We start from the raw sequence: 22,793 nt of genomic DNA, 5'->3' as shown, positions 1-22,793 counted from the left end.
TCTTATCAAGGAGAATTTATGAAAAGAATTATGAATCAAGACCTATTAAAACAATATATGAATACATGCCATCTAGAAAATATTTTTGATCAAGATATACTAGAACATGCGCAACTTCATTTTTATCCAAAAAACGAATTTATACTAAAAGCAGATTTTTCTCTTGACTTTTATTATGTGATTGTCGATGGAAAAGTCAAAATCACTTATCCATTAGAGAATGGTAAATCCATATTATTGAAGTTTTATAACGAAAACAATTCTTTAGGTAATTTAGAGCTATTAAAAAACATCCCAATATGTTGCAATGTTGAAGCAATTAAAGATACTTACTTAGTAGGAATACCTTCAGATATCCTTCGAAAAAACTATATGGATTATCCAAAATTTCTACACCATTTAGTAGATTCCTTAAGTGAAAAACTCTATGCAACATTAAATAATAGTTCGTATAATCTTACCTATCCATTGATTAATAGATTATGTAGCTACTTAGTAGAGTATTTAACAGATAAAGATTATATCTTGTTAAATTCATCTTTCCATGAAATAGCTCAATTCCTAGGAACCACTTATCGACATTTAAATAGAACCTTTAATGAACTTGAATCAAAATCCATTATTAAATGTGAGAACAAAACGGTGTATATATTGGACGAGACTCGACTCAGAGATTTATCTAAAAATATTTATATGAAATCCCTTTACTAGCAGATGAACACCTAATGATATAAATGAATCCCTGCTTTCCTTATATATTACGGAAAGTAGGGATTGCGATTCTTTGTTGTATTAGATAAAAGGCCTATCTAGTTTTTTGTTAAGTACGCCATTATCTCTTAAAAATTTATCCCAACCGATTTTGTCAGCACCTATTTGAATGACAAATTGTAAGTATTTAAGCGTAAAACCTGTTAGTTCATATGGTTTTTCTAGTTTTCTTATAATTTGCTTATCAAAAGAATGAGTCCGTTCATAGATTTTACCTAACTTTTGTAACGACTTAAAGAGTCCAAGTGTCATAACTCTAGGCATCATATAAGTTGCTGCTGCACCACCTTTCACAACACATCCCAAATAATTCCTATTAAGTTCTTCTGCAAGAGAACAAAAGTAACGTTCTACATATTTACATTGAGAGGATTCCGTAAAACCACACTGCACAATAAAGCCGATGGATTTGCTTTCTGATGCTAAGGCAGGTTCTAAGCACTCAATGAAGCGCATCATAACACCAGGCATACTATGGATATAAAGCGGAAGTACAAAAATAATAGTATCAAATGTTTGGGTATATCTAGCAAGCAACTCCGGATTTTCTTTACTTATGTATTTTACTATACAAGGAGATGTCATTCCTTTTAAAAATTGTTGAATGAATATTTCAGAGTTCCCTTTTTTCCCTTTTGGAGATCCATTAAGGATTATTGTACTCATGTTGATCCCTCCGACAAACTATTATTATATTCTTCAATTGATTGAACTATTATTTTCTTTGAAGCAAATTGGTCAAAGGTTCGGAAAATATAGTCTATAAAAATTTGTTTACCTTCCCCTGTTGCAAAGTTACCTTCATAGTAAAATTCAATATCAGGATATTTTGTATACCTAGGTACATGCCTTGATTCTCCTGTTGATACTTCGACATATGGAAGGAATAGAGGTATCATCCTATCAAAGAGAGTTTTTAAAATTCCACTTACAAAGCCTTTGGTGGTCTTAGAAAAAATAATTACTTTATCTGCTTCTAAATATTTTGTATAAAAGATATTTAAGTCGTTATGAACACATCTCCCAGGGGTTTTCATCCAACAATCCCAACATCCAATACAGTCTCTAATTGCTACATGAGTAAGGTCCAGTTCATAAATTGATTGAGATGTGTTATTCCCACATTCTCTAATAACTACTGTTTTCATTATACACCTCTTTAATTCAGTTTATTACTACGCTAATATTTACTGATAGCATTAGTTTAAACCTAGGTGTAACCCCCAAGTCAATACATTTTATTTTATAGGTGTATAAATTTCTAAAAATACTCGTTCGAGTCCTTCCTCATATGTGGTAATTAGTAGATTAATATACGTAACTCCTTCTAGTTCATAATTATTATCTTTTGCAATCTTTCTTATACTGGCTTCTACCTCACTATCAATATTTTTCCCACCATTTAACCACCTACCATTTTCAAGAACTATATAGATACACTTTGGATGTGAAAGAACTTCTCCTTCCGTTTGTTGATGAAGATCTTCCATACTCCTTACTACAAGAAATTTATCTGCCTTCATACCCTCTTCATCAAAATATATCACACGTCTTAAACCAGTATATGTAATGGGACCTTTTAATCGATCGGTATGATCCCTAAGAATATCATACTCATCATAAGCAGTGTAATCCACTATTGTACCTTTAACCTCTAAAGGGTGCATCTCCTTAATACTATACCTACCTAAATGTTGTTCTACCTTCTTACAGTCTTCTCTAACAGATTTAATGCGCTTTAGAAGGAGTTCCTTATAGGCTATCTCCTGCTGTATTTTTTCTTCTTTTTCTTCTAAGACTACTTCTATATCCTTTACGCTCATGCTTTTTTTTATTTCTTGTATTTGCTTGATTTCAATATCCAATTCTCGATAGAAATTTGTTGCTATGACATCATAGATATCAAAATGATCATATTTCCTATAACCATTCTCACTATCTTTTTTTGGGTTTACTAATCCCTTTTCTTCATAAAATTTTAATGCATCTCTAGATATCCCTAGAAACTTAGCTACTTGTCCTATTGTATACATTTCCATTCCCCCAATTAGTAGCTATATTAATTATTATTCATGCATAATTGAACTTTTTTACCTTTATGATTTTATATCGTCGGCATGATATTACCACCACAAACTGGAATATATGCACCTGTTATAAAACTGGCTAAATCTGAAGCTAAGAAAGCAACAACATTTGCTATCTCTTGGTCAGTTCCCCTTCGCTTCAAAGGCACACTTTTCTCATATTCAATACTTACCTCAGTTCCATTTTTTCGATCTCTATCACTGATTGTCCATCCAGGCGCTACCTGATTGACAGTTATCCCATGTTCACCTATCTCCTTTGCTAAAACTCTCAGCACACCATCCATACCTCTCTTTCCAGCAACATAGGCTGATTGATTGGGAAAATTTTGCATGGAGCATTCCGTGTTAATACCAATAATTCTTCCATATTTTTTTTCAATCATATACGGTACGAAGGCCTTTGCCATGAGAACATTCTGTTTGACACACGAGTCAAATTGGCTCTGATAATCTTCAATAGCTTGCTCTAATACACTTGTCCACTCATATTGAATGACTGCATTATTAACAACGATATCAGGTGATCCCATATGACTAATGACATAATCCTTCATCTTCATAACAGATTCATAATCCGTTATATCTGCTTGAACTGTAATAGCTCTTCTACCATAAGCCTTAACTTCTTCCAGAAGCTCATTAGCCTTTTCAATATTTTTAGAATAATGTATAACCACATCTGCTCCACAAGCCGCCAATGAACGAATCATGACTCTTCCTAACTGTCCAGTTGAACCCGTTACAAGAACTATCTTATCTGTCAGATTAATTTTCATATATATCCTCCCCATGTTTTAAATTCTTATCTAACATTGTATTATATTTAAGATATATTTATCAATACTAGAAAAGCGACTAAAGTTACGAAAACCACATTCATATTTTCCAATCTAAAATTAAAGATGATTACTATTAATTATAGCAACCATCTTTCTATGCTGTTATACTTTTTTCACTTCTTGAGCTATTGCTGCCACTCTACCATTGCCAACAATTATATCCATGCCTGTTACGTTTAAAGGTGTGGCTGTAATAAAATAATCGCAACATCCTGTACAAGTTAGACATTCATAATAAGTAATATTAGCAATTTCAGTACTCCTATCATAGTTAAAAAATATTCTTTCATAGACCCACAGTCCAAGTGATATGGGTCTACCATTGTCACATACTCTAAACAACTCATAAAGTATTCGCCCATCTGGAAAATCAGAAGTGTTTACAAAACTTATAATACTTGAGAACTGAATATTAACCATATGCTTACACATTCCCGTTGTATCAATGGTAACATATGCTAGTAGAAAGACTTAGTTGATCATTGTTGAAGAGATAATGAGTATTCTACACATGTATCTTAGAAATGTTATTCTATATTCTTTACGAGTTAACGCTTAAGCCCATACATTGGCTCTATAGTGGAATAAATGGATGTCATATGATGATTTTTTCCTTCATAGCTTATAATACATATTACTCATTTCTTTGAAAGGGTTGTGAAAAAGTGAAGATAGGTATACTAGGTATGAAGACCTCAAGTACATCAAAAGATTTTCAAAAATTCATGCAAGCTGCTAAAGCTCTTAATATATCTGTTGTGTATTATAATCCATCAGAATTGATAATAGAAGTTGATAATATCGTAAGGGTTCTTGATTATAATATGGAGCCTATATTAGTAGATGGGATTATTAACTGGATTCCTTATGATACAAAGTATTTAGAAATATATGAAGCATTTTCTTCAATGAACATACCTTGTATAAATTCTGTTTCTTCAGTTAGAAACTGTAGAAATAAACTCCTAACTAATATCATTCTAAATAAACATCAAATTCCTCAACCAAAGACTCTTTTTATACCTAAGCTTTCAGAAATACCCACCCCCCCTTTAGAAACTCCAATCGTATTTAAGAAAAAAAATGGTTCTAGAGGTATAGGAGCATATAAATTTGACTGTATTGAAGAAACTACTGATTTTTTGCAAGAAATGTTAGGTAAAAAGGATATTTATTTGCAAGAGTATATTCAAAATAATGGTTGGGATATACGTGTAATTGTCGTAGGTAATAAAGTTATCGGTGGAATAAAAAAAATAGCAAAGGATGGCGAGTGGCGAACTCATGTGGCCCACGGAGGGCATGCAGAATATACTGAATTAAATGAATCTATTATATCTATGTGCCTCCAAGCAACTAAAGCTTTAAATTTAGATTTTACTGGCATTGATATAATTCAAGATCTTCAAGGCAAGTATTCAATACTGGAGGTGAATAGTGTTCCTGGTATGTCTATATTTTTTAAAGCTACTGGGATCAATATAGCTTATGAAATACTTGCATACTTCATGGAGGAGATTTTAGATTATCCAATAGATATTAGTCCACCACCCAAAAATTATTATCAAATCATTCCGAGTAAAATGAAAAAAACACAAATCATCATGCAAAGTCTATTTCTCAGACCTTATATCCCTCAAACACTAGACTTAAATATAAATAATTTAAAAGATATGCTAGACCAATTTGCAATGGTAGTTTTCAAACCTGATATAGGTGGTGGCGGTAAATATGTTGGTTTTATAAAAAGAAGTAATAAAAAGGAAATGTATACTATACATTATAAGACAACTATTTACGATGATATGACGATGAATGAGATAATTAACTTTATTGGAAAATTAGCACCTGGCAAGAATTTTATTCTACAAAAAGGTATTGATTTAATAAGATATAATGATAATACTGTAGATGTAAGAGTATTTATACAGAAACCATATAGCGAATGGGAAGTTACAGGTGCTATAGCACGAATAGCAGCCAAGAATAAGATGGTAACAAATCTTTGTAATAATGGAACAGGTATGTCTTTAAATGATTTCTTCAATAATATGTCCTATGGTGAAGAAGAACTAGAAAGATTGCACCTAGACATCTATGACCTCACTTATGCTATTGCAGATACTTTGAGTGATGCTTACCCCGCACTTAGAGAACTTGGTGTAGATATTGGTATTGATAATGACTTAAATCCTTGGGTCTTAGAAGTGAACACGAGACCCCGCTATAGTAAACTTGCTCTTTTTGAGGATAAAACTATGTATAATAAAATTGATGAATATAATAAAATAATTCACAGCTCTGTAGACTATTATGACCGATCAAGTAAAATTATTGATTCCCCAACTCAACCCAAATATCATTTATCAAGTTATAACAAAAATAATATGCTAGTAGAATCTAGATCTGTGCTTGAAACTAGTTTAGCTCATTTAATAGAGGCTGAAAGTAAAAAAATACAGTATTTAATGGATAAAGATGTTTGTCCAGAAATACTCTTAGAAATGAATAATCAAATGGAAAGAATATTAGAAAGGTTACATAGCCTAGATAAACAACTCATTGAAGAGATTGAACAAAGACTATCAATTTGTGAGTACGAAGAAGATGAAGCATAAAGATCTGGTCATTTATCCATAGTTATAACACTATTATCAGAATTAGTTCAAAAAGCTAGTTCTATTTTTTTAGATTTCTCATGTAATAATTATATTCCATGTATATACTTCATTAGTAATACGCACCTTCTAGGACAACCTTCATATGATATTAGTAAGAGGACAACCTCTCTTATATTAATATCATCATGTGAAAAGAGGTGAATTTGATGTCAAAGACATTAGATCCAAAATGTATTCCTAAATATGTTGATGAATTACCTATCCCACCTGTTTATAAACCTGTTGTTGTGAAAGATCCAATTACAGGCGAAGTTATTAGTCGTAACTATACTATCGATATGGCTGAATTTAGTCAGCAGATACTACCCGATATGTTTCCAAAAACAACTGTATGGGGATATGGAGGTAATATTGTAAATCCTCGTACAGGTAAAACTGTTTGTTTTCGAGGTTCACCGGGTGCTACCTTTGAAGAAGTTAGAGATATTCCTAGTCATGTACAATGGGTGAATAATATCACAGAACCAAATCTATTTGCAGTAGATCCTACATTACATTGGGCTAACCCCAATAAAATACCACCACCATTACCACCATTTGTACCATTTCCACCTGGCTACCCTTTAGCCCAAAGCCCTGTACCCCTTGTAACACATGTTCATGGTTTAGAGGTTAGATCAGATTCAGACGGTGGCCCAGAAACATGGTTTACGGCCGGAGAAGAGAAAAAGGGAGAAGAGTTTTTAACTTCTCGCTATACTTACCCTAATTCTCAGGAACCTACAACGCTTTGGTATCATGATCATGCCCTAGGAACTACTCGTCTTGGTGTATATGCTGGTCTAGCAGGATTCTATTTAATTAGAGATCCAGAAAATAAAATTGAACCATTACTTCCAAGTGGTCGCTTTGAAATTCCTCTCGTCATACAAGATCGTATATTTAATGAAGATGGTTCATTATTTTATCCAAGTACTGGTGTGGTTCCTGATGTTCATCCTTATTGGATACCTGCTTTTAATGGTAATACGATTATTGTTAATGGAAAGACATGGCCAAATTTAAATGTAAAACGAAGGCAATATAGGTTTAGAGTTCTAAATGCTTCAAATACACGAACTTATAACTTTAAGCTTTCAAACAACCAATCCTTTATTCAAATTGGTTCAGATGGTGGATTTCTACCTTATCCAGTAACGTTAAAAGAAGTACTTCTTGGACCATCAGAACGTGCTGACATTTTGATTGATTTCTCCGAACTAAAACCTGGAACCACTATCCGCCTTACTAATGATGCAAATTCTCCGTTCCCTAACGGTAGGCCACCTGACCCTGAGACAGTAGGACAAATTATGCAGTTTACCGTTGTTGAATCACGAGTTGTACCACCTAAAAAGCTTCCAGCTAAACTGAATAAAATACCAGTACTCAAACCAAACGTACCAAAAGAGCTCTTAACCTTAAATATTGTAAGAAGAGCACTCCAAATGCCCCTTGAATTATTATTGGACGGACAAAGGTGGGAAGCTCCAGTTTCAGAACTCCCTATAGTAGGATCAACTGTAGAGTGGGAGATTATGAACCTTACAGCTGGCGCACATCCAATTCATATACACTTAATACAGTTCCAAATTAAAAATACCCAGAAGTTTGACAGCCAGAGATATAATGAAGAATGGACGAAACTTAATGGTGAACCTCCTCTATTACACCCAACGATACCATTGCCTGTAGAACCTTTCCTTGAAGGCAATCCTATTGACCCTCCTCCTAATGAACGGGGATGGAAAGATACTGTTTTAATGATGCCTGGAGAGGTCACTAGACTTTTACTTCGTTTCGCACCACAGGATGCTAAAAAAGTCAAGCCAGGAGAAAACTTGTTCCCATTTGACCCAACCTTTGGATTTGGATATGTATGGCATTGTCATATTGTAGAACATGAAGATAATGAAATGATGAGACCGATGAAGGTCATTTCTTGTCCGATACGTGAACCCAATCCTCAGTCTTGTTGTCAGGTAACAGTAGAGGGAAGTACTCAGTTAGTCCCACCGGCACTAACTGATGAACCAATCCAGCATAGAAGTGTAGTAAAGGCAAAAGTTGAAAAAGTTTGTCCTGAGAATGTCGTTATTAATGGATTTGTACGCAAGACAATCACATACACTGCTGTTTTAGATAATGGTGCTGAAGAAGAAAAAGAACTAGTAGATGACATTCCATTTCAATGTGTCATAGAACGAGAAGACGCAAATGAAGGTGATACATTCGATATTACTGGTACAACCATCATATGTGAGGTTTTCGCTAAGGCTCAGAATTTTGGAATACACCCCGTAACAAATCAACAAGTAGCTTATAGCTTTGTTGAAAAAGACATTGTTAAGGTTTGTATCAGAAAAGGTTGTAAGTAGTTCTATAAATAGTAGGAGAGCTTAAAACTATAAGCTCTCCTTACCTATTTATTTATTTGGGATCAAGTGACATAACATAGTCATAGCTTTCATTAAGATAGTCAGTTAACTTATCTAAATCTGTTAACATAATCTCCGGAATCAAAATATACCCCTTCAAGATTGCCCCATATGATTTATAGTAGCTTGTCCCTAATTGTTCCATATACTTCATTTGCTTTTCCTTTGAAAACCGAATGCCAATTTCTCCATCTTTATTAAGCTGAGAGAACATATAACCATTGGCCGATGTATAAGGCATTGTCTTACCTTTTCTTTTAAATCGTGGACATCTTTCTACTAGTTCATCGTATATCTTTAAAACTTCGTCTCTTGTCATTCACTGGCCTCCACAAATTCTTTAAATTGATCAATCCATTTTTGTCCTTGCTTACGATACATACTTGGAAAGAATATGGATATAAGTTTTGGTATAATCCAATTAATACGTGTATACTCATACTCATAGTCATACTTAGTGCTTTGGTCATCGATTGCAGTAAAATTACACTTCATCGTGTTATCCATATGTTGATGGTGATAGAAAGCTTCATATGAGTCAGGAAGTTTATTAGAAACAACTGTTTCCGTCATGATCATGTCCTGATTCCCATACTTATAGTATAAAGTTGAAACGCATCCATCTTCTCCATCTAGTCCGCTTTTCAGCTCTTTTTTTACAAAGCCATCTTGATATTCCTTTAGATTACTTGGATCAAGAAACAACCTTGTTACCACATCTATTGGTTTATTAATGACTATCGAACCTACTATTTTCTTCATCTCTTCCTCCTTATTTTTCAACTTTAATTCTAACCGAAACTCATCATTCTATTCTCATTATATCACTGAACAATCTCTGCTGTCTAACTTAATGCTTTATCTTCAATTATAGCTTATAACATACTACACTTTAAAAGAGACACCTCCAACTATAAGAGATGTCTCACACATATTTAGGTTAACTATTTCAAAAATCTTTATGCAGTTGATTTTCAGCTATAATACTATCTGAACTAAAATATTTACTTCCCTTTTCTATTAATGCTTGATGCTCAGCGGAATAGTAATATGCTTCAGCTTGTTCCATACTTGGAAATTCTAAAATGACAAACTTACCTTCTGGAAGAGATCCTTGTATATGTTTTATCTTCTCAGATACTGCTAGAGCTTTACCTCCGTACTTACTAATAAGAGGGTGCGCGCTAGAAAGATACTCACGATTATAAGCTTCTAAGTCATGAACCCTAACAAATGCAACCATTAATGCTGACATAGTTTTGCTCCTTTCTTTCCTTTATATAAATATCTTTATTTCAAGATATTTATATAAAAAAATTTATTTATTTTTTTCTACAGAAATTATAAGTTTTTTTATAGTTTCAGTAATATCATCAAGTTCATCTCCTGAAAATGAGCCTAAAACTTTGCTTATATAAGGTAAATGTTCTCTATTGACCCTTCTTAACATATCATAACCATCATCAGTTAATTTTATGAAGAACTTCCTCTTGTCATCATTATCCTGAATCTTCATGACCAATCCCTTATTAATTATTCTGTTAGTAGCATAGGTTATTGTTCCACTGGTTATTAATAGATAATCCCCAAGTTTCTGCATTGGAATAGGTCCTGTACCTTCCAAAACAGCTAAGATTAGATAATCAGTAGTTGAAATACCCAATTCCTTAAGATTCTTTGATAAAGAGTCATCAAGAGTTTTATAAAGTTTTCTTAAAGCTGTCATAAGTTTCATTTCCTTTTCGTACACTATTGCCTCCTGAATATCTTGACTTAAAGATATATTACACTATATTTTATTCGTTGTCAACTATCTTGAGTTAAAGATATCTTGTCTAGTAGATTGAACATATGAAAAAAATAACTTAGCCATTGAGAGTTAAAATTCTCGTCGTCATGACGACCACTACTTCGCCGTCATAGCCACTAACTAACACTACCTGAAAACTTTCCTAAACATAACTAAAGCCCTAACCTCTCCTGCTAAATCAAGAAAAAGTAGGGCTTTATCAGCATGCACCAGGTGGGATTTGAACCCACGACGCATCGCTTAGGAAGAAATTGTAGCTCATAATTTATACTATTTTATGTAAAAGTTTTCGGATGATAGCATCATGGTAAAAAACCCTGCTATTCCTTGCTGTAGTGCATATTACAGCTATTTGTCGTCTTAATGACGTCCTTATAAAAACCCCTACTGTAGTTTAATATTTGTCTGGCGGCATGTCACTAAAATTATGTGTAAACTCTTTTTCTATAGTCTGAGCAAATCAATATCCAAGACAGTTTACGTATAATTTTTTAATCAATCTCCTGTAACACTATTTGATAAAGAGCGAAAAAAGTCACTGAATAAGCATTCAACCTAACTTAATAACTCCTTGCTGATAGCTTTTTGAGGACAGGTAACTGCACACAATCCACATCCCAGACAGGCAGATGATTCAATGGAAGCTTTTCCTTCTACATTAATTGCATTGAATTTACATCTTGTTTTACAGACACCACAGCCGACGCATTTTTCTGCATCAATCAGAAAAGTGTATTTAGCCTTCTTCATCGCCTGCTTATTACCATAATTCAATAGACCCGTCATAAAGGAACAGCAGCATTCGCAGCAGGAACATATTATTTTTGATCGATTTTCTACATTCTCGGAAGTTAGTACCAGTCCCATTTCGGCGGATTTCTTGACATGTGCAATCGCCTCCTCCCGAGAAATTACTTTGACCTCCGAATCTGCATATTTGGTTCCCAACAATTTACCGTAGAATCCTAGCAAAAGACATGTGTGTATTGGATATTTATCCTTACATTTACGGGTTCCAAGAGTCTCTTCCCTATTTCTACATGCACAAGGGACAACAGCAAAACTCTTAGATTGCTTTATGATCTTCATAATTTCATCGGCTGGCAGTACCACTGAGTTATTTTTAACCTCAGCGTCAACTGCAAGAACCCTCATTTCAGGTGTCCCGTCAGCATGGGTCTCCCATGTTTTCCAGTAACCTCCCTCAAAATTTTTTTTACCTAATTCAGCAAACTTCTTCCCATTCTCTCCGCCATAACTCGACTTTAAAATAAATGGTCCATCAAATACGAATAAAGGTGTTGGCAAGGCATACGTTGGTCCCACATTCACTAAGTATAATTTCTTTGAAGCGTCAGCAAGCAGTGTCTTCAATTCTTTCGTAGGAACACCCGTTTTTTTTGAAAGTAGACCAATTGGTGTAAATTTCGGGAAAGGCTTTAAATTCTTTACCACTCGAGCGACATCTGGTAAATACATCAGACTCAGATACTCTAAATATTCTTCAGTGGGGTTCCCCTCACTATCGGTAGGAATCGACTGCTTCAATGGTCTCAGTTTTTCTGCAATAGCTGTTAAATTTTCTCTATGTTCTTGTGTTACTATCATTTTTCCAATCCTTTCTGTTCAGGCTGCTTATGAAAGATGATTAAATATCTTCGACATATATACCTGATTTTTTTCAATTATCTCAGTTCCTCAAGATTGACAGCCAGACGACTCAATGAGAATCTCTTTTATCATAAACTCTGTACCAGTTATTACTGTCCATTCACTACCTTTGCAATCAGGACATTTATAGTCACTATCTTTTACATGATAACTGAGACCACAGCTGGAACATTCACCGATACCAGGTATAGTCTCTATCCTCAGCAATGTATCCCGAAGAAAACTATCCTCCACGGCGATAGGATATAGTTCTTCTATATAATAGGGAACAATAGAGGACAGCTCACCTATCTGCAATACAAGGGTGTCGATCTTGGCTAGATTATTTACCCGGGCGATTTCTTCCACCTGTTTGACGACTTCCAATACTATTCCTAGCTCATGCATATCAGATTGAGTTCCTTTCTATTTCCAATTTTCTATGGCATCGAGTAGGTAATCGCACCATACATCCATTCCATCTCCGTATTTGGCTGATATGGGAAAAATGCAAATAGATGGGTTGAGCTTCCTCACCCGCTTCTCCAAGATATCCAGATTAAAATCGAAAACCTCCATCGTATCAGTCTTGCTGACTAGAAGAACATCCACTTTTTCGAACATGGCTGGATATTTGAGAGGTTTGTCATCCCCTTCGGGTACGCTTAAAATCATCACATTGACGGACTGTCCTAGATCGTACTGTGCCGGGCAGATAAGGTTACCAATATTCTCGATAATAGCAAAATCGAGATCGGCATATAAGAGAGCTTCCAACCCTTCTCGGGCCATCCCTGCATCTAGGTGGCACATACCGCCGCTATGTAGCTGAATCACCCTTACGCCGGTCTTCTCAACAGTCAGCGCATCGACATCAGAGTCCAGATCTGCCTCAATAACACCGATCTTACAGCGGTTCTTGAGTAGATTTATGGTCCCCATCACCATAGTGGTTTTACCTGACCCCGGAGAACTCATCAAATTCATCATAAATGTTCCCTTTGCCTTGAGTTCATCACGAAGCACTCTTGCTTTCTCATCATTGCGGTCGTATACCCGCTTTTTTATTTCTATAACGTTCATCGTTCATCCCTACCTTCCTGCTTATAAACCAATCTGGGGAGGTCGCTCTTTCAGATCCTCTTACTCTTCTTTGAAGGAAGTTATCTTGAAACACCTAATCACTTAATCGAACGTTTTAATAGCCTTGTTAAACTAATTATTCATATTGAACTAACAAAAAGCTATATGACTGTTCACATCTGTATGTATATATATTATACTTAATATACATTCCAAACAAGAAACACAATTAACATACTGTAGAATATACTACAGTATGACAAAAGTGTCGATAAAAAAACGAGGAGGTATAATGGATAACTTAAGAAATAAAAAAGTTGATTTGAGGATCAAAAGAACATACAAACTGTTGCTTGATGCATTAGCATCATTGATTGAGGAGCAACCTATCGAGAAGATTACTGTTACTGATATTTGTGATAAAGCAATGGTACATAGAACAACATTTTATAAACATTTTGAAGACAAGTATCATCTTCTACGTTATGGAATTATGGAATTTCAGAAGCTATTTAATGAGGAGACTCTCTCTAAGGACCAAGACATTTGTTTGATTGATCACTGTTTGACGATATTTAATAATTTGCTTTGCTTACTGTTAAACAACAAAAAGTTGCATATTTTAGTCTCTTCTACCAGACTAGAAGATTCTATCGGTTCAATTTTTTTTGACTTAGTAACAAAAGATATTCTAGATAAAATGGATAAAAAAAATGCTCAACAAAAAGGTATGCCGAGTTCCTTTATTGCCAGCTTTTATGCAGGTGCAATAATTTCTGTGGCAAAGTGGTGGTTTGATGAAGGGATGAACATCCCAATTGAAGATATGTTGGAATATATGAATGCTCAATTAAGGCATTCTTTGAACTAATAGGACACCTATTAATTTCGTGTTCAAACTAAATCTATTCTTCATTACTTATAGTCTCTAGATTATTGATTCCATTATCATTAGACAGAATGAATACTGCAATAATAATGAGTATAATCCTAAACCATTAATCCCAATTCAATAAACATGCACCCCTAACTTACCCATAATACACTATTCGATAACATGTTTTCCTGTGCAATATCACTCCTATGTTATTATTATTGGTAGTACCTAAATATGCCCTAGAACTTTCTTTCCTTCTTTATATATACTATCTCTTCTTAAAAAAAGCAGTCACTTATAATACGGTTCAGCTTATCACATTCTAAATATATCACTTTTTGCGTCCAAATCTCGTCGTAATGACGACCACTACTTCGCCGTTATTACCACTAGCTAACACTAATTAAAAATTCCCTATACATAACAAAAGTCCTACCCTCTCTTGTAAACCAAGAAAAAGTAGGACTTTAACAGCATGCACCAGGCGGGATTCGAACCCACGACGCACCGCTTAGGAGAAATAGTAGCTCCTATTTTATACTATTTTATGAGAAAGTTTTTGGATGATAACATCATGGTAAAAAATCCTGCTATCCCTTGCTGTAGAGCATATTACAGCTATTTGTCGTCTTAATGACGTCCTTATAAAAACTCCTAATTTAGTTTAATTTTTGTCCGGCGGCAATGGGCGACATTTATAAAATGACTACTCCTGTGTTCATAATTGATACATATCAAGGTAATAGGCATATTATTTTAGTGTAGACCTAATCTTTAAAATAATTAAAACTATTGAGACTAAACTTGCTAATAATGATGTAACGACAAGTTTTCCCCATGTAATCTCTCCTGGAACAATACTAATCAATGTAATTAACGTGACCATTAATACTAAACCAAATTCTATTATTTGCTTAAAGAATAATCCTTTTACGTCTCTTCTTATGGCAATTGGCTGTAATTCTTGTGTATTAAGCTTCTCTCTAATATGATAATCTAAAAATATTCTAGGTATATCAGGTTGAAGTCCTAATAGTTTTAACGATGATAAGTATCTAGTATTATTGGGGTCATCTTCATCATTCTCCACTCTTATTCTCTCGTCTATCATACCAGTAGATGCTATGTACCCTTGTGATTTATAGGTTTTTAATATATATTCACCCTTGACCTTGGCAGGAAATTCACAAATAATTGTATCCCTATTACTACATCCTATTAAGTCAAAAGTATCTTCTGGAATTCTAACAATATTTTTTTCTGCATCAATAATATTAGGTACGTTGAATCTACAATATATATACCTAATTGCAAAAATTGATGCTATATAAGTATGAAAATGTTGTTTAAGACTAACTTTTAGTGGGTATAGATTAACTACTTCACTAAATCCATAAAAACTATCATTATTATACGATATACCAATTGCAGTTCTAATTGTTTGGTCTAGCATAACTTCATCAGATTTTAACTTGTTATTAATTAATACTCTACCATATGCTCTTAAAGGTTTATCATAATTTGGAGACTTATGTTCAATAACTGCAAAACTCCCCAATTTTTCTTTCATCGATTTATTTACAACTATAATGTAATTATATTTTGCGCCTTTTCTATCAATAGTACCACTTATTTTAAAGGAATTGTTTATATTTGAGTTTCTATGTATCCCCATCTAAGACCACCCAATCATTATATTGAAATTCTCTTGACATTTCTGCTAATCTCTCAGATGTTTTGTTTCGAAGTGTTGGATTATTTATATTATCTAGAATGAACTCATCAAGAGTTTTACTAATACCCAACTTATTTTTTACCATTAGAAGTAATTCTTCCTCACTCATAGATAAAAATTTCCTATTTATAGCCTTTATACACTTCAAAGCTATGTGGTTTTCTCCAGTATGAAAGCAGCCATGCAGACTATTGTAGGAGTATATTTCTTTCTCTAATACTTGAACATCTAAAACCATCTGAATATTAAACAGTTTAACATAATTATAATCTTCACCGATGCATTCTGTTTTGTGCATATGCTTTAATTGCTCCTCAGTGAGATAGGTAACATATACATTGCATTCTGTTTTCGGCGAGTACTGAATAGTTGCAGGAATAGAACCATCATAGCAAATATATGGAGTATAAACGACATCAAAATCAATTAATTTAGACTGAACAACAGGAATAACAACATTCTTAAAATTCTTATATTTACTTTTAAGCTGTATGTTAGATGCATTCGCTCCATAGGCTAATACGGGAACTCTATTATTATCTAGGTTAATTTTTAACCTATGTGAAAGGTCCTTTAGAAGTAACTTTTCACTGCCATCTTGTACTATACTATCTCCAATAGCCAATCTATTAAATTTAATAATATTATAGATATCCCCATTTATATATACATATGAATTGTTTGGCACGTCTAAAGGGTATCCTTTTGCCTCTTCAATTTTAAGTTTCTCTCTATCCGTAAAAATTTGAATCACATCCTTATTAATCAATTTTATTGAAATATTTTTATAGTCAGATTACAACATACTAAGTAATTTCAGAAAATTAAAAAGGAGAGTACGCTTACTCCCCCTATGTACTAAACTATTACTATCCTAACATGCTGAACTATCCAAACTAGTAAGTCGTAAAATCCATTAATACATAATCCAATCAAAAGTACTGATATTATTTCTTTGATCCTCTTATTAAATAGCATACCATTCCACCTTTAATATTATTAAGTGTGACAAACATGGTTTCTATCTAATATGTACGCTTCTATTATTTTATAATAGTCTCTTAATTATTCGCCTCTTATTCTTATTTCCTTTTGCCTTAACTTTTCTATTCGCCTTTTCATCTCTTCTTTGCCACACTCATTTACTTATCTGCATAAGGCTTATCTAAACCTTTTTTCTCTGCTATTATTTAAGTGGCTTTAATCACATTAGACGTTTACTTATCTTTTTTTGGCTTTTGGTATGCTTTATTTTGGCTTTTTATATTTTCTCAACTTATTATTCTTAAGCATACATTTATCCTATGATAGATGCACCAAGTAAGAATAACTACACTTTAATCTATTATACCATCAAAATTATACCTTGTACATATTTTTCCATATCACTTTATGTAAGAAAAGTATATTTTAAGCCTTATCTTACCATAAATCTGAAACTTCATTAGCTTTTTTAAGCAATTCTAAGTTAGAATACCTTAATTTCCTGACCTCCATAACATCACTACTGCCTAGGCTGACTAAATTACTTAACTCTATTGGCTCACCATCGAAATGAATGATATACTTATTTGTTCCGTGGATAGGTTTAATGCTTTTAACTTTTGCATAATGTGTAATTCCACTATAAGGAGCTCCACGGTAACAAGCAACATACTCAATATAAGGTATACGCTTCTCTGCGATACGAACTGAGTACCACTGTTTCTTCCCAAGAAAAACTCTTTCAAACCCCTCATTCCTCGCTGGAAATATTGCAAGATTCTTCTCTTCTTCGCCTTCTTGCCGCCCCAATTGTTGCTCATTATCTGATTTATCCTCATCTTTACTTTTAGAATCAATTAGCTCATCGATGTTAATATAATGATCTTGTAAAAGAACTTCTGATGCTGCTTTGATATACTCTTCTATTGCATCTTCGATCAACTGGTTACGGGATGTGGCTATTTTACCTCCGGTCAAAACTTTAAACTGTTCGACTATAACGTCCGTCATTTGAAGCGTTCGCTCATCTAACACAAGTGAAATTTGCTTTTTTGTACCTTCCTCCTTACTCTTATTAATAGTTCTTCTGATACGGTCTTGAAGTGTCTTTGGCATAACATATCACTCCTTAAATTAATATTTATATTATAATATCATATTAATCTCCATATGTAAATACATATTATAAAACATATTATATTTAGTATTTATCCAAAATGAATAAGAAATTGTGTTATCAACCTATCTTACTGAATACACTTTCCTCTAACTTTTTAGCCGCCTCTTGTTCCAGTGAAGATGTTACGTGTGAGTAAATATCCATTGTAGTTGCTATTGAGGCATGTCCAAGTCGTTCCTGAGCAACCTTGGGACTTATTCCTGCATCCAACATGAGTGTAGCATTAGTATGACGTAAATCATGAACACGTATATGCCTTAACCCCTCCCTCTTTAGCTTCCTTCTGAACTTCTGACTAAAGGAGTTAGGATTCATAGGTTCTCCATTCTCTTTACAAATTACAAGATCATGATCTTTGTATTCTTCGCCAAACCTTAACTTGTTTTCACAGATTTTCACATATTGCTGCCTCAGCAGCTTCACTAGTGTATTTGAAAGAGCTATTTCTCTAATTGAGCTTTCTGTCTTTGGTTCTTTGAAATGGAGCTTTGTATTTTGTAGCTGTATAAGATTCTGCCTAATATGTACTCTTTTATTATCAAAATCAACATCTTTCCATCTTAACCCTAATAGCTCCCCTCTCCTTAATCCTAATCCTACTAAAAGATTTATGGGCACTTCTAAGTCAGTACCTCGTACAGCTTCTAGTAACTGTCTAGTTTCCTCACCTTCATAAATATGTGGCTTGAATCTCTTAGCCTTTGGTAGTACAGCTGTCTTAGCTGGATTCTTCTTAATCAGTTCTAGATCAACAGCCTTATTAAGTGCTGCTTTTAAATTAAGATGGATTTTCCTCACTGTAGCCGCTGATAAAGGTTTTCCACTGATTGGTGATGCCTTGTGGATTTCATTATAGAATTTTTGAACTTCTATAGTCTTTAGACTCTGAAGTTTCTTTTTCCCTAGCAAAGGTATGATATATTTGTACACTTGCCCTTTGTATTGTTCCACTGTTTTGGGAGAAATATATGGTATTTTATACGTCTCTAGCCAATCTATCATGAAAGCTTCAACTGTAATATTTTGAGGTGCAATATACTCATTCTGCTCTATATCAGTAATAATCTTTCTCATTCTTCGTTCTGCTTCCTTTTTAGTGCCACCCTTTATGGTTTCAAAAATCCTCTGCCTCTTACCTGTTACGGGATCTACACCTATCTCAATTGTAAGCTGCCATGAGTTCTTACCATTCTTTAATGATCTCTTACGTAAATGACCTGATGCCATTTTATCACCCTCCAGCCTTTAATTATGGGCTAGGAGTTTTCTCCTAGCCCTATTGTTTAAAAATTATCTTCATAAATATTGATAGATCGCTTACCTTTCCGGTTAAACCATTCAATGAAATTATCTTTTGATACTCGATATGTATTACCAATTCTTATGTAATCCATATCCCCATATTTAACTAGGTTTAATGCCTTAGAGTAGCCGATGCCTAAGATGTTAGCAATCATCTTAGGATTTAATGCATCAGGACATTCGTTTAATACTAAATGTTGAGCCATTAATACCATCCTTTCTTATTTATCTATAGCATGATCATAATATGTGTTTATCTTTACTTCATATACGTTATAAATTACAGCTTTTTTTAATACTATACTTTCGATACTTTAGGGTATGAATTTATTCTGTTAAAGTTTTTTCTGACATAGTTATAACCCTTTTCTTAGGTCTCTTTACATCTGCTAAATTAAACTTACGCTTTTTTATTGGTTTTACTATGTTACTTTCTCTATTGGCATTTCTAATGATTATTTCTTTATTAGTACTTATATTTTTTATATCATAAGTTATTCCTATTAGAGCAAGATTTGATTTAACTTCCTTAAGCCTCTTAGACAATATATTAGGCGCTTTAGGAAATGATTTAACCTTTATATCAATTTTCTCTACCTCCGCCACCCTTTCAAGTGCCACTAGTAGATCAGATACACTACTTTCGTAGCTATCTTTATCTCTCATTAAAGCTTGTACTGTTGCTGCTACTGGATGTGATCCAACTGCTTCCTCATTAGCCTTACTTTGATTATCTAAGTATGCTTTAAGAAATTTATCACCTCCGAGTTCAAGAACCTCAGCACTGATATATCCCCACTTTGTAAAATCAGCCATTCTCCCTAATTTTTTTGGTCGAATGATATTATACATTGACATCGCCTTTGATAATGTTAGTAAAATAGCTCCTAATATCTTAGGTTTATCAGCATCAAACTCTTCCCATACCTCTTCTTCAGTCTTCCTTTCTTCTTCTGATATTCTCTCTAATTCAATCAAAATAGATCGATCTAATAAATCAGGTCTTGTTGCAACTATATTAATACCATTAAGCATAACGCATCTTTTAAACGTTAATATTACTTCTTCATCATCTGTATATAGCTGCCTCTTGGCAAACCCTCCTCCTGTTGCAGCCATGCAAAGCATATCACTTTTTTCCGGAGTTATTATGTCTAAGTTATCAAAACTTGGCATATAGTTATTAGCTAATACCACTGCTAAATCTTGTTTTGAATTAGGCATTGTTATTAAACCTTGTATGCTTGGATCAACTATTGATTTTATCATCTTCATACTCGTTGATTTAGCTGCTCCCTTTTCACCATATAAAACTAATATCGGATGTGGTATATCAGGAACAAAACAAGATACTAAGTATGTTGCTAACAGTATTAAATCATTTTTTGTCTTAAATCTAAAATGCTTTTTTAGTAGATCAAATAGCTCTCTACAATTTAGTGAGAAATCTGGCATAACTTGAGTACGCATATTGCCACTTCTTGAGAAATAGACATTACTATCATTTGTAACCTTACAACCACTAGGGGCTATCCTAATATATTGATATTTACTATTAGCTAAATCATAATTAAAGGTATTATCAACCTTTACAACCCTCTTCCCAACATTCTTCGGCTCAGTAGAAAATATAGCTCCTGCTTCTATAGCGTTTATTGCTTGGCTAATTGAATTATCACTAGGGGGCGTACCTCTATCATCTAAGAATTTTTTTATAATATAATATTTAAATTTCTTTTTTCTAGTATTTACAAGCTCTGTAAGATTACCTACCTTAATCTTTGCATATACAGTATCATAATCATCTTTAATCACTTCTATCCCCTTAAGTAAATCAAGAATTATATCTGATTGCTTTTCTTTAATATCTGAATTTTCTATTAATTTACTATTCATTTTAATTCCTCCAATATATAATTTTATAGTCTTAAACACTCGTTAGCACACATGAGAAATGAAAGTATCGAAAGTATCGAAAACTTAAAATACAATTTTTTACATTTCAATACTTTCGATATTCTCAATTAGGCTACCATACTATTTACGGTAGAGACTTCAACAATAGTTTCATAGTTATAAATCTGTGCTTTCCCTAAATTTGTCACTATCACTTTATTAATTAGACCTATAACTTCATATATCTGCTTAATATTTTCTACTGGGATACCCTCACCATAATAGCAATTTAGATGTACTTCATTTTTATAGCACGTAATATCCACAATATAATCACTTAAAAATGATCTTGCTTGTCTAATAATTTTTACCTCATCTTGCTTCATAAAAATTGTATCTATAATAGGGACTATAATTTTAAAATCACCTATCATACTATATTCATGTGCCTCTTTACCAAATTCTTTTCTTTCTTTAAGAGCTAACTTCAAATTTTGTGCCATATCAATTCTCCTTCCACATCTTTAGTTTATTATTGTCTTACCTAGGTCTGTTGTGAATATATCCACTTACTATATCAGCAGGTGTTACCCACACAATGAATATCACTTGCTTACAAGGAAATTATATCATTATCAGTCATACAAAGCTATACTTTTATTTACACCTTTGACATATGCATTCACAAAATGTTATAATATGAATAATAGTTATTCACCATTTAGAATTACTGAATTTTTAACAATGATACCATCATAACTGGTCATCCATTTTAAATCTGAAAATAGATAGGAGCAATTATTTATGAAAACTAAGACACTCAAAGAAGAAGCAGATAATAGTTCTGCTCTAATCGTAGAAAGACTTTTTAATGTGAGTGAGACAAGTAAACGGCAAAATGCTATACTCAAACTTCTAAGTGCAAATAAAACAGTTACTAGTCAGAGTTTAATACAAGCACACTTAGAAAATATTAAAATATATTGTAGTCAATCGACTATTAGTAGAGATATAAAAGATTTACATATTGAGACAACTGAAGAGGGCTACTATAAAGTAAATAAAGATTTCTTGTTATCATTTCAAGAGCACTCATTAAAGATGACTTTAACAGAGTCTGAAGCAACTTTGTTTGAAGATCCTGTGACATATATTTTAAGCGTTAATCCTGGCTACGAAAGAATTACTGCCACAAAATTAAAAGAAACATATAGCGATGAAATACTGGGTTATGTTTGTGGAGAAGGAATCATAATACTTGTATTCAATGACAATGATTATAAAGAATATGTGGAATATAGAATAAAAAACCTTGAACCACTTATGTATAAGAGTCCACCGACAAACACTCAAGCAAGTAATAATGAAGATACTGCTACAAACAAAGATGCTAACACAGCAAAGGATACCTCTTTAGAAAATTAATTTATTCGACTTAAAAACAGCTAACAAATAATTAATATCTACTCGACCTAAAA

The 22,793-nt window shown here is 33.3% G+C and carries 23 protein-coding genes and 1 pseudogene; 5 read left to right on the top strand and 19 right to left on the bottom strand.

Annotated features, from left to right (window positions below; genetic code table 11):
- The first annotated feature begins 18 nt into the window (after positions 1 to 18).
- The gene (locus C1Y58_RS21440) at positions 19 to 711 is read left to right on the top strand and encodes a Crp/Fnr family transcriptional regulator (protein ID WP_105618685.1); all 693 of its coding nucleotides are present in this window, start codon (positions 19 to 21) and stop codon (positions 709 to 711) included.
- Positions 712 to 792: 81 nt separating this feature from the next.
- On the opposite strand, the gene C1Y58_RS21435 is transcribed toward C1Y58_RS21440, so the two are convergent.
- From C1Y58_RS21435 to C1Y58_RS21415, 5 genes and pseudogenes are all read right to left on the bottom strand, one after another.
- Positions 793 to 1,437, bottom strand: a complete 645-nt coding sequence (locus C1Y58_RS21435; protein WP_105618683.1) for a flavodoxin family protein — start codon at positions 1,435 to 1,437, stop codon at positions 793 to 795.
- A complete protein-coding gene (locus tag C1Y58_RS21430) occupies positions 1,434 to 1,919 on the bottom strand; it encodes a flavodoxin family protein (RefSeq protein ID WP_105618681.1) in 486 nt (161 codons plus the stop codon). The genes C1Y58_RS21435 and C1Y58_RS21430 overlap by 4 nt, the downstream gene beginning before the upstream one ends.
- A gap of 90 nt (positions 1,920 to 2,009) precedes the next feature.
- A complete protein-coding gene (locus tag C1Y58_RS21425; protein WP_105618680.1) occupies positions 2,010 to 2,804 on the bottom strand; it encodes a MerR family transcriptional regulator in 795 nt (264 codons plus the stop codon).
- A gap of 71 nt (positions 2,805 to 2,875) precedes the next feature.
- Complete coding sequence (locus C1Y58_RS21420; RefSeq protein ID WP_105618678.1) at positions 2,876 to 3,637, bottom strand: SDR family NAD(P)-dependent oxidoreductase; 762 nt, start codon at positions 3,635 to 3,637, stop codon at positions 2,876 to 2,878.
- A 165-nt stretch (positions 3,638 to 3,802) separates the two neighbouring features.
- Positions 3,803 to 4,156 (bottom strand): annotated as a pseudogene (locus C1Y58_RS21415) (DUF4489 domain-containing protein); the annotation flags it as partial.
- Positions 4,157 to 4,365: 209 nt separating this feature from the next.
- On the opposite strand from C1Y58_RS21415, the gene C1Y58_RS21410 reads away from it, so the two are divergent.
- Both C1Y58_RS21410 and C1Y58_RS21405 read left to right on the top strand, forming a co-directional pair.
- Positions 4,366 to 6,318 (top strand): RimK family alpha-L-glutamate ligase, encoded by a 1,953-nt coding sequence (locus C1Y58_RS21410; protein WP_105618675.1) that lies wholly within the window; start codon positions 4,366 to 4,368, stop codon positions 6,316 to 6,318.
- A 209-nt stretch (positions 6,319 to 6,527) separates the two neighbouring features.
- The gene (locus C1Y58_RS21405) at positions 6,528 to 8,738 is read left to right on the top strand and encodes a multicopper oxidase family protein (RefSeq protein ID WP_105618673.1); all 2,211 of its coding nucleotides are present in this window, start codon (positions 6,528 to 6,530) and stop codon (positions 8,736 to 8,738) included.
- 52 nt (positions 8,739 to 8,790) lie between these two features.
- Here C1Y58_RS21405 and C1Y58_RS21400 read toward each other — a convergent pair whose 3' ends face one another.
- The 7 genes from C1Y58_RS21400 to hypB all read right to left on the bottom strand — a co-directional run bounded on the left by C1Y58_RS21400 (position 8,791) and on the right by hypB (position 13,341).
- Positions 8,791 to 9,117, bottom strand: coding sequence for a hypothetical protein (locus C1Y58_RS21400; RefSeq protein WP_105618672.1), 327 nt, complete (start codon positions 9,115 to 9,117; stop codon positions 8,791 to 8,793).
- Positions 9,114 to 9,560: an SRPBCC family protein gene (locus tag C1Y58_RS21395; protein ID WP_105618670.1), complete on the bottom strand. Its 447-nt coding sequence runs from the start codon at positions 9,558 to 9,560 to the stop codon at positions 9,114 to 9,116. Before C1Y58_RS21395 ends, C1Y58_RS21400 begins: the two co-directional genes overlap by 4 nt.
- Before the next feature lie 187 nt (positions 9,561 to 9,747).
- Positions 9,748 to 10,053: a DUF1330 domain-containing protein gene (locus C1Y58_RS21390; protein ID WP_105618668.1), complete on the bottom strand. Its 306-nt coding sequence runs from the start codon at positions 10,051 to 10,053 to the stop codon at positions 9,748 to 9,750.
- A 63-nt stretch (positions 10,054 to 10,116) separates the two neighbouring features.
- A complete protein-coding gene (locus C1Y58_RS21385; RefSeq protein WP_105618666.1) occupies positions 10,117 to 10,548 on the bottom strand; it encodes a MarR family winged helix-turn-helix transcriptional regulator in 432 nt (143 codons plus the stop codon).
- A gap of 615 nt (positions 10,549 to 11,163) precedes the next feature.
- Complete coding sequence (locus tag C1Y58_RS21380) at positions 11,164 to 12,216, bottom strand: 4Fe-4S binding protein (protein WP_105618664.1); 1,053 nt, start codon at positions 12,214 to 12,216, stop codon at positions 11,164 to 11,166.
- Between the two features lie 90 nt (positions 12,217 to 12,306).
- Entirely contained in the window at positions 12,307 to 12,666 is a 360-nt protein-coding gene (locus tag C1Y58_RS21375; RefSeq protein WP_105618662.1) for a hydrogenase maturation nickel metallochaperone HypA/HybF, read from the bottom strand.
- An 18-nt stretch (positions 12,667 to 12,684) separates the two neighbouring features.
- The gene (gene hypB / locus C1Y58_RS21370) at positions 12,685 to 13,341 is read right to left on the bottom strand and encodes a hydrogenase nickel incorporation protein HypB (RefSeq protein WP_105618660.1); all 657 of its coding nucleotides are present in this window, start codon (positions 13,339 to 13,341) and stop codon (positions 12,685 to 12,687) included.
- A 292-nt stretch (positions 13,342 to 13,633) separates the two neighbouring features.
- Between hypB and C1Y58_RS21365 the strand changes: the two genes are divergently transcribed.
- The gene (locus tag C1Y58_RS21365) at positions 13,634 to 14,212 is read left to right on the top strand and encodes a TetR/AcrR family transcriptional regulator C-terminal domain-containing protein (protein ID WP_170311660.1); all 579 of its coding nucleotides are present in this window, start codon (positions 13,634 to 13,636) and stop codon (positions 14,210 to 14,212) included.
- 757 nt (positions 14,213 to 14,969) lie between these two features.
- Here the strand turns inward: C1Y58_RS21365 and C1Y58_RS21360 are convergent.
- The 7 genes from C1Y58_RS21360 to C1Y58_RS21330 all read right to left on the bottom strand — a co-directional run bounded on the left by C1Y58_RS21360 (position 14,970) and on the right by C1Y58_RS21330 (position 21,818).
- On the bottom strand, positions 14,970 to 15,893 hold the full coding sequence (locus C1Y58_RS21360) for a hypothetical protein (protein WP_105618656.1): 924 nt from the start codon (positions 15,891 to 15,893) through the stop codon (positions 14,970 to 14,972).
- Entirely contained in the window at positions 15,880 to 16,641 is a 762-nt protein-coding gene (locus tag C1Y58_RS21355) for a hypothetical protein (protein WP_170311659.1), read from the bottom strand. The genes C1Y58_RS21360 and C1Y58_RS21355 overlap by 14 nt, the downstream gene beginning before the upstream one ends.
- A gap of 734 nt (positions 16,642 to 17,375) precedes the next feature.
- Positions 17,376 to 18,053: a hypothetical protein gene (locus C1Y58_RS21350; protein WP_105618652.1), complete on the bottom strand. Its 678-nt coding sequence runs from the start codon at positions 18,051 to 18,053 to the stop codon at positions 17,376 to 17,378.
- 121 nt (positions 18,054 to 18,174) lie between these two features.
- Positions 18,175 to 19,344 carry a site-specific integrase gene (locus C1Y58_RS21345; RefSeq protein ID WP_105618650.1) on the bottom strand — a complete coding sequence of 390 codons (1,170 nt, stop codon included), beginning with the start codon at positions 19,342 to 19,344 and terminating at the stop codon, positions 18,175 to 18,177.
- Positions 19,345 to 19,400: 56 nt separating this feature from the next.
- Positions 19,401 to 19,625 carry a helix-turn-helix domain-containing protein gene (locus tag C1Y58_RS21340; protein WP_105618648.1) on the bottom strand — a complete coding sequence of 75 codons (225 nt, stop codon included), beginning with the start codon at positions 19,623 to 19,625 and terminating at the stop codon, positions 19,401 to 19,403.
- 121 nt (positions 19,626 to 19,746) lie between these two features.
- Positions 19,747 to 21,315: a hypothetical protein gene (locus C1Y58_RS21335; RefSeq protein ID WP_105618646.1), complete on the bottom strand. Its 1,569-nt coding sequence runs from the start codon at positions 21,313 to 21,315 to the stop codon at positions 19,747 to 19,749.
- A 128-nt stretch (positions 21,316 to 21,443) separates the two neighbouring features.
- Positions 21,444 to 21,818 (bottom strand): hypothetical protein, encoded by a 375-nt coding sequence (locus C1Y58_RS21330; protein WP_105618644.1) that lies wholly within the window; start codon positions 21,816 to 21,818, stop codon positions 21,444 to 21,446.
- A gap of 301 nt (positions 21,819 to 22,119) precedes the next feature.
- Here C1Y58_RS21330 and C1Y58_RS21325 point away from each other — a divergent pair, with 301 nt between their 5' ends.
- Positions 22,120 to 22,740, top strand: coding sequence for an arginine repressor (locus C1Y58_RS21325; protein ID WP_105618642.1), 621 nt, complete (start codon positions 22,120 to 22,122; stop codon positions 22,738 to 22,740).
- Positions 22,741 to 22,793 lie beyond the last annotated feature (53 nt).

This window comes from Vallitalea okinawensis (assembly GCF_002964605.1).
Classification (GTDB): Bacteria; Bacillota; Clostridia; order Lachnospirales; family PQDH01; genus Vallitalea_A; species Vallitalea_A okinawensis.
This window is presented reverse-complemented; position numbering and strand designations above follow the sequence as displayed.

Bases quoted from the DNA above. Each gene is read 5' to 3' on its own strand.
- C1Y58_RS21440 (WP_105618685.1), top strand. From the start codon at position 19: ATGAAAAGAATTATGAATCAAGACCTATTAAAACAATATATGAATACA.
- C1Y58_RS21435 (WP_105618683.1), bottom strand. From the start codon at position 1,437: ATGAGTACAATAATCCTTAATGGATCTCCAAAAGGGAAAAAAGGGAAC.
- C1Y58_RS21430 (WP_105618681.1), bottom strand. From the start codon at position 1,919: ATGAAAACAGTAGTTATTAGAGAATGTGGGAATAACACATCTCAATCA.
- C1Y58_RS21425 (WP_105618680.1), bottom strand. From the start codon at position 2,804: ATGTATACAATAGGACAAGTAGCTAAGTTTCTAGGGATATCTAGAGAT.
- C1Y58_RS21420 (WP_105618678.1), bottom strand. From the start codon at position 3,637: ATGAAAATTAATCTGACAGATAAGATAGTTCTTGTAACGGGTTCAACT.
- C1Y58_RS21405 (WP_105618673.1), top strand. From the start codon at position 6,528: ATGTCAAAGACATTAGATCCAAAATGTATTCCTAAATATGTTGATGAA.
- C1Y58_RS21400 (WP_105618672.1), bottom strand. From the start codon at position 9,117: ATGACAAGAGACGAAGTTTTAAAGATATACGATGAACTAGTAGAAAGA.
- C1Y58_RS21395 (WP_105618670.1), bottom strand. From the start codon at position 9,560: ATGAAGAAAATAGTAGGTTCGATAGTCATTAATAAACCAATAGATGTG.
- C1Y58_RS21390 (WP_105618668.1), bottom strand. From the start codon at position 10,053: ATGTCAGCATTAATGGTTGCATTTGTTAGGGTTCATGACTTAGAAGCT.
- C1Y58_RS21380 (WP_105618664.1), bottom strand. From the start codon at position 12,216: ATGATAGTAACACAAGAACATAGAGAAAATTTAACAGCTATTGCAGAA.
- C1Y58_RS21375 (WP_105618662.1), bottom strand. From the start codon at position 12,666: ATGCATGAGCTAGGAATAGTATTGGAAGTCGTCAAACAGGTGGAAGAA.
- hypB (WP_105618660.1), bottom strand. From the start codon at position 13,341: ATGAACGTTATAGAAATAAAAAAGCGGGTATACGACCGCAATGATGAG.
- C1Y58_RS21365 (WP_170311660.1), top strand. From the start codon at position 13,634: ATGGATAACTTAAGAAATAAAAAAGTTGATTTGAGGATCAAAAGAACA.
- C1Y58_RS21360 (WP_105618656.1), bottom strand. From the start codon at position 15,893: ATGGGGATACATAGAAACTCAAATATAAACAATTCCTTTAAAATAAGT.
- C1Y58_RS21350 (WP_105618652.1), bottom strand. From the start codon at position 18,053: ATGCCAAAGACACTTCAAGACCGTATCAGAAGAACTATTAATAAGAGT.
- C1Y58_RS21345 (WP_105618650.1), bottom strand. From the start codon at position 19,344: ATGGCATCAGGTCATTTACGTAAGAGATCATTAAAGAATGGTAAGAAC.
- C1Y58_RS21340 (WP_105618648.1), bottom strand. From the start codon at position 19,625: ATGGCTCAACATTTAGTATTAAACGAATGTCCTGATGCATTAAATCCT.
- C1Y58_RS21335 (WP_105618646.1), bottom strand. From the start codon at position 21,315: ATGAATAGTAAATTAATAGAAAATTCAGATATTAAAGAAAAGCAATCA.
- C1Y58_RS21330 (WP_105618644.1), bottom strand. From the start codon at position 21,818: ATGGCACAAAATTTGAAGTTAGCTCTTAAAGAAAGAAAAGAATTTGGT.
- C1Y58_RS21325 (WP_105618642.1), top strand. From the start codon at position 22,120: ATGAAAACTAAGACACTCAAAGAAGAAGCAGATAATAGTTCTGCTCTA.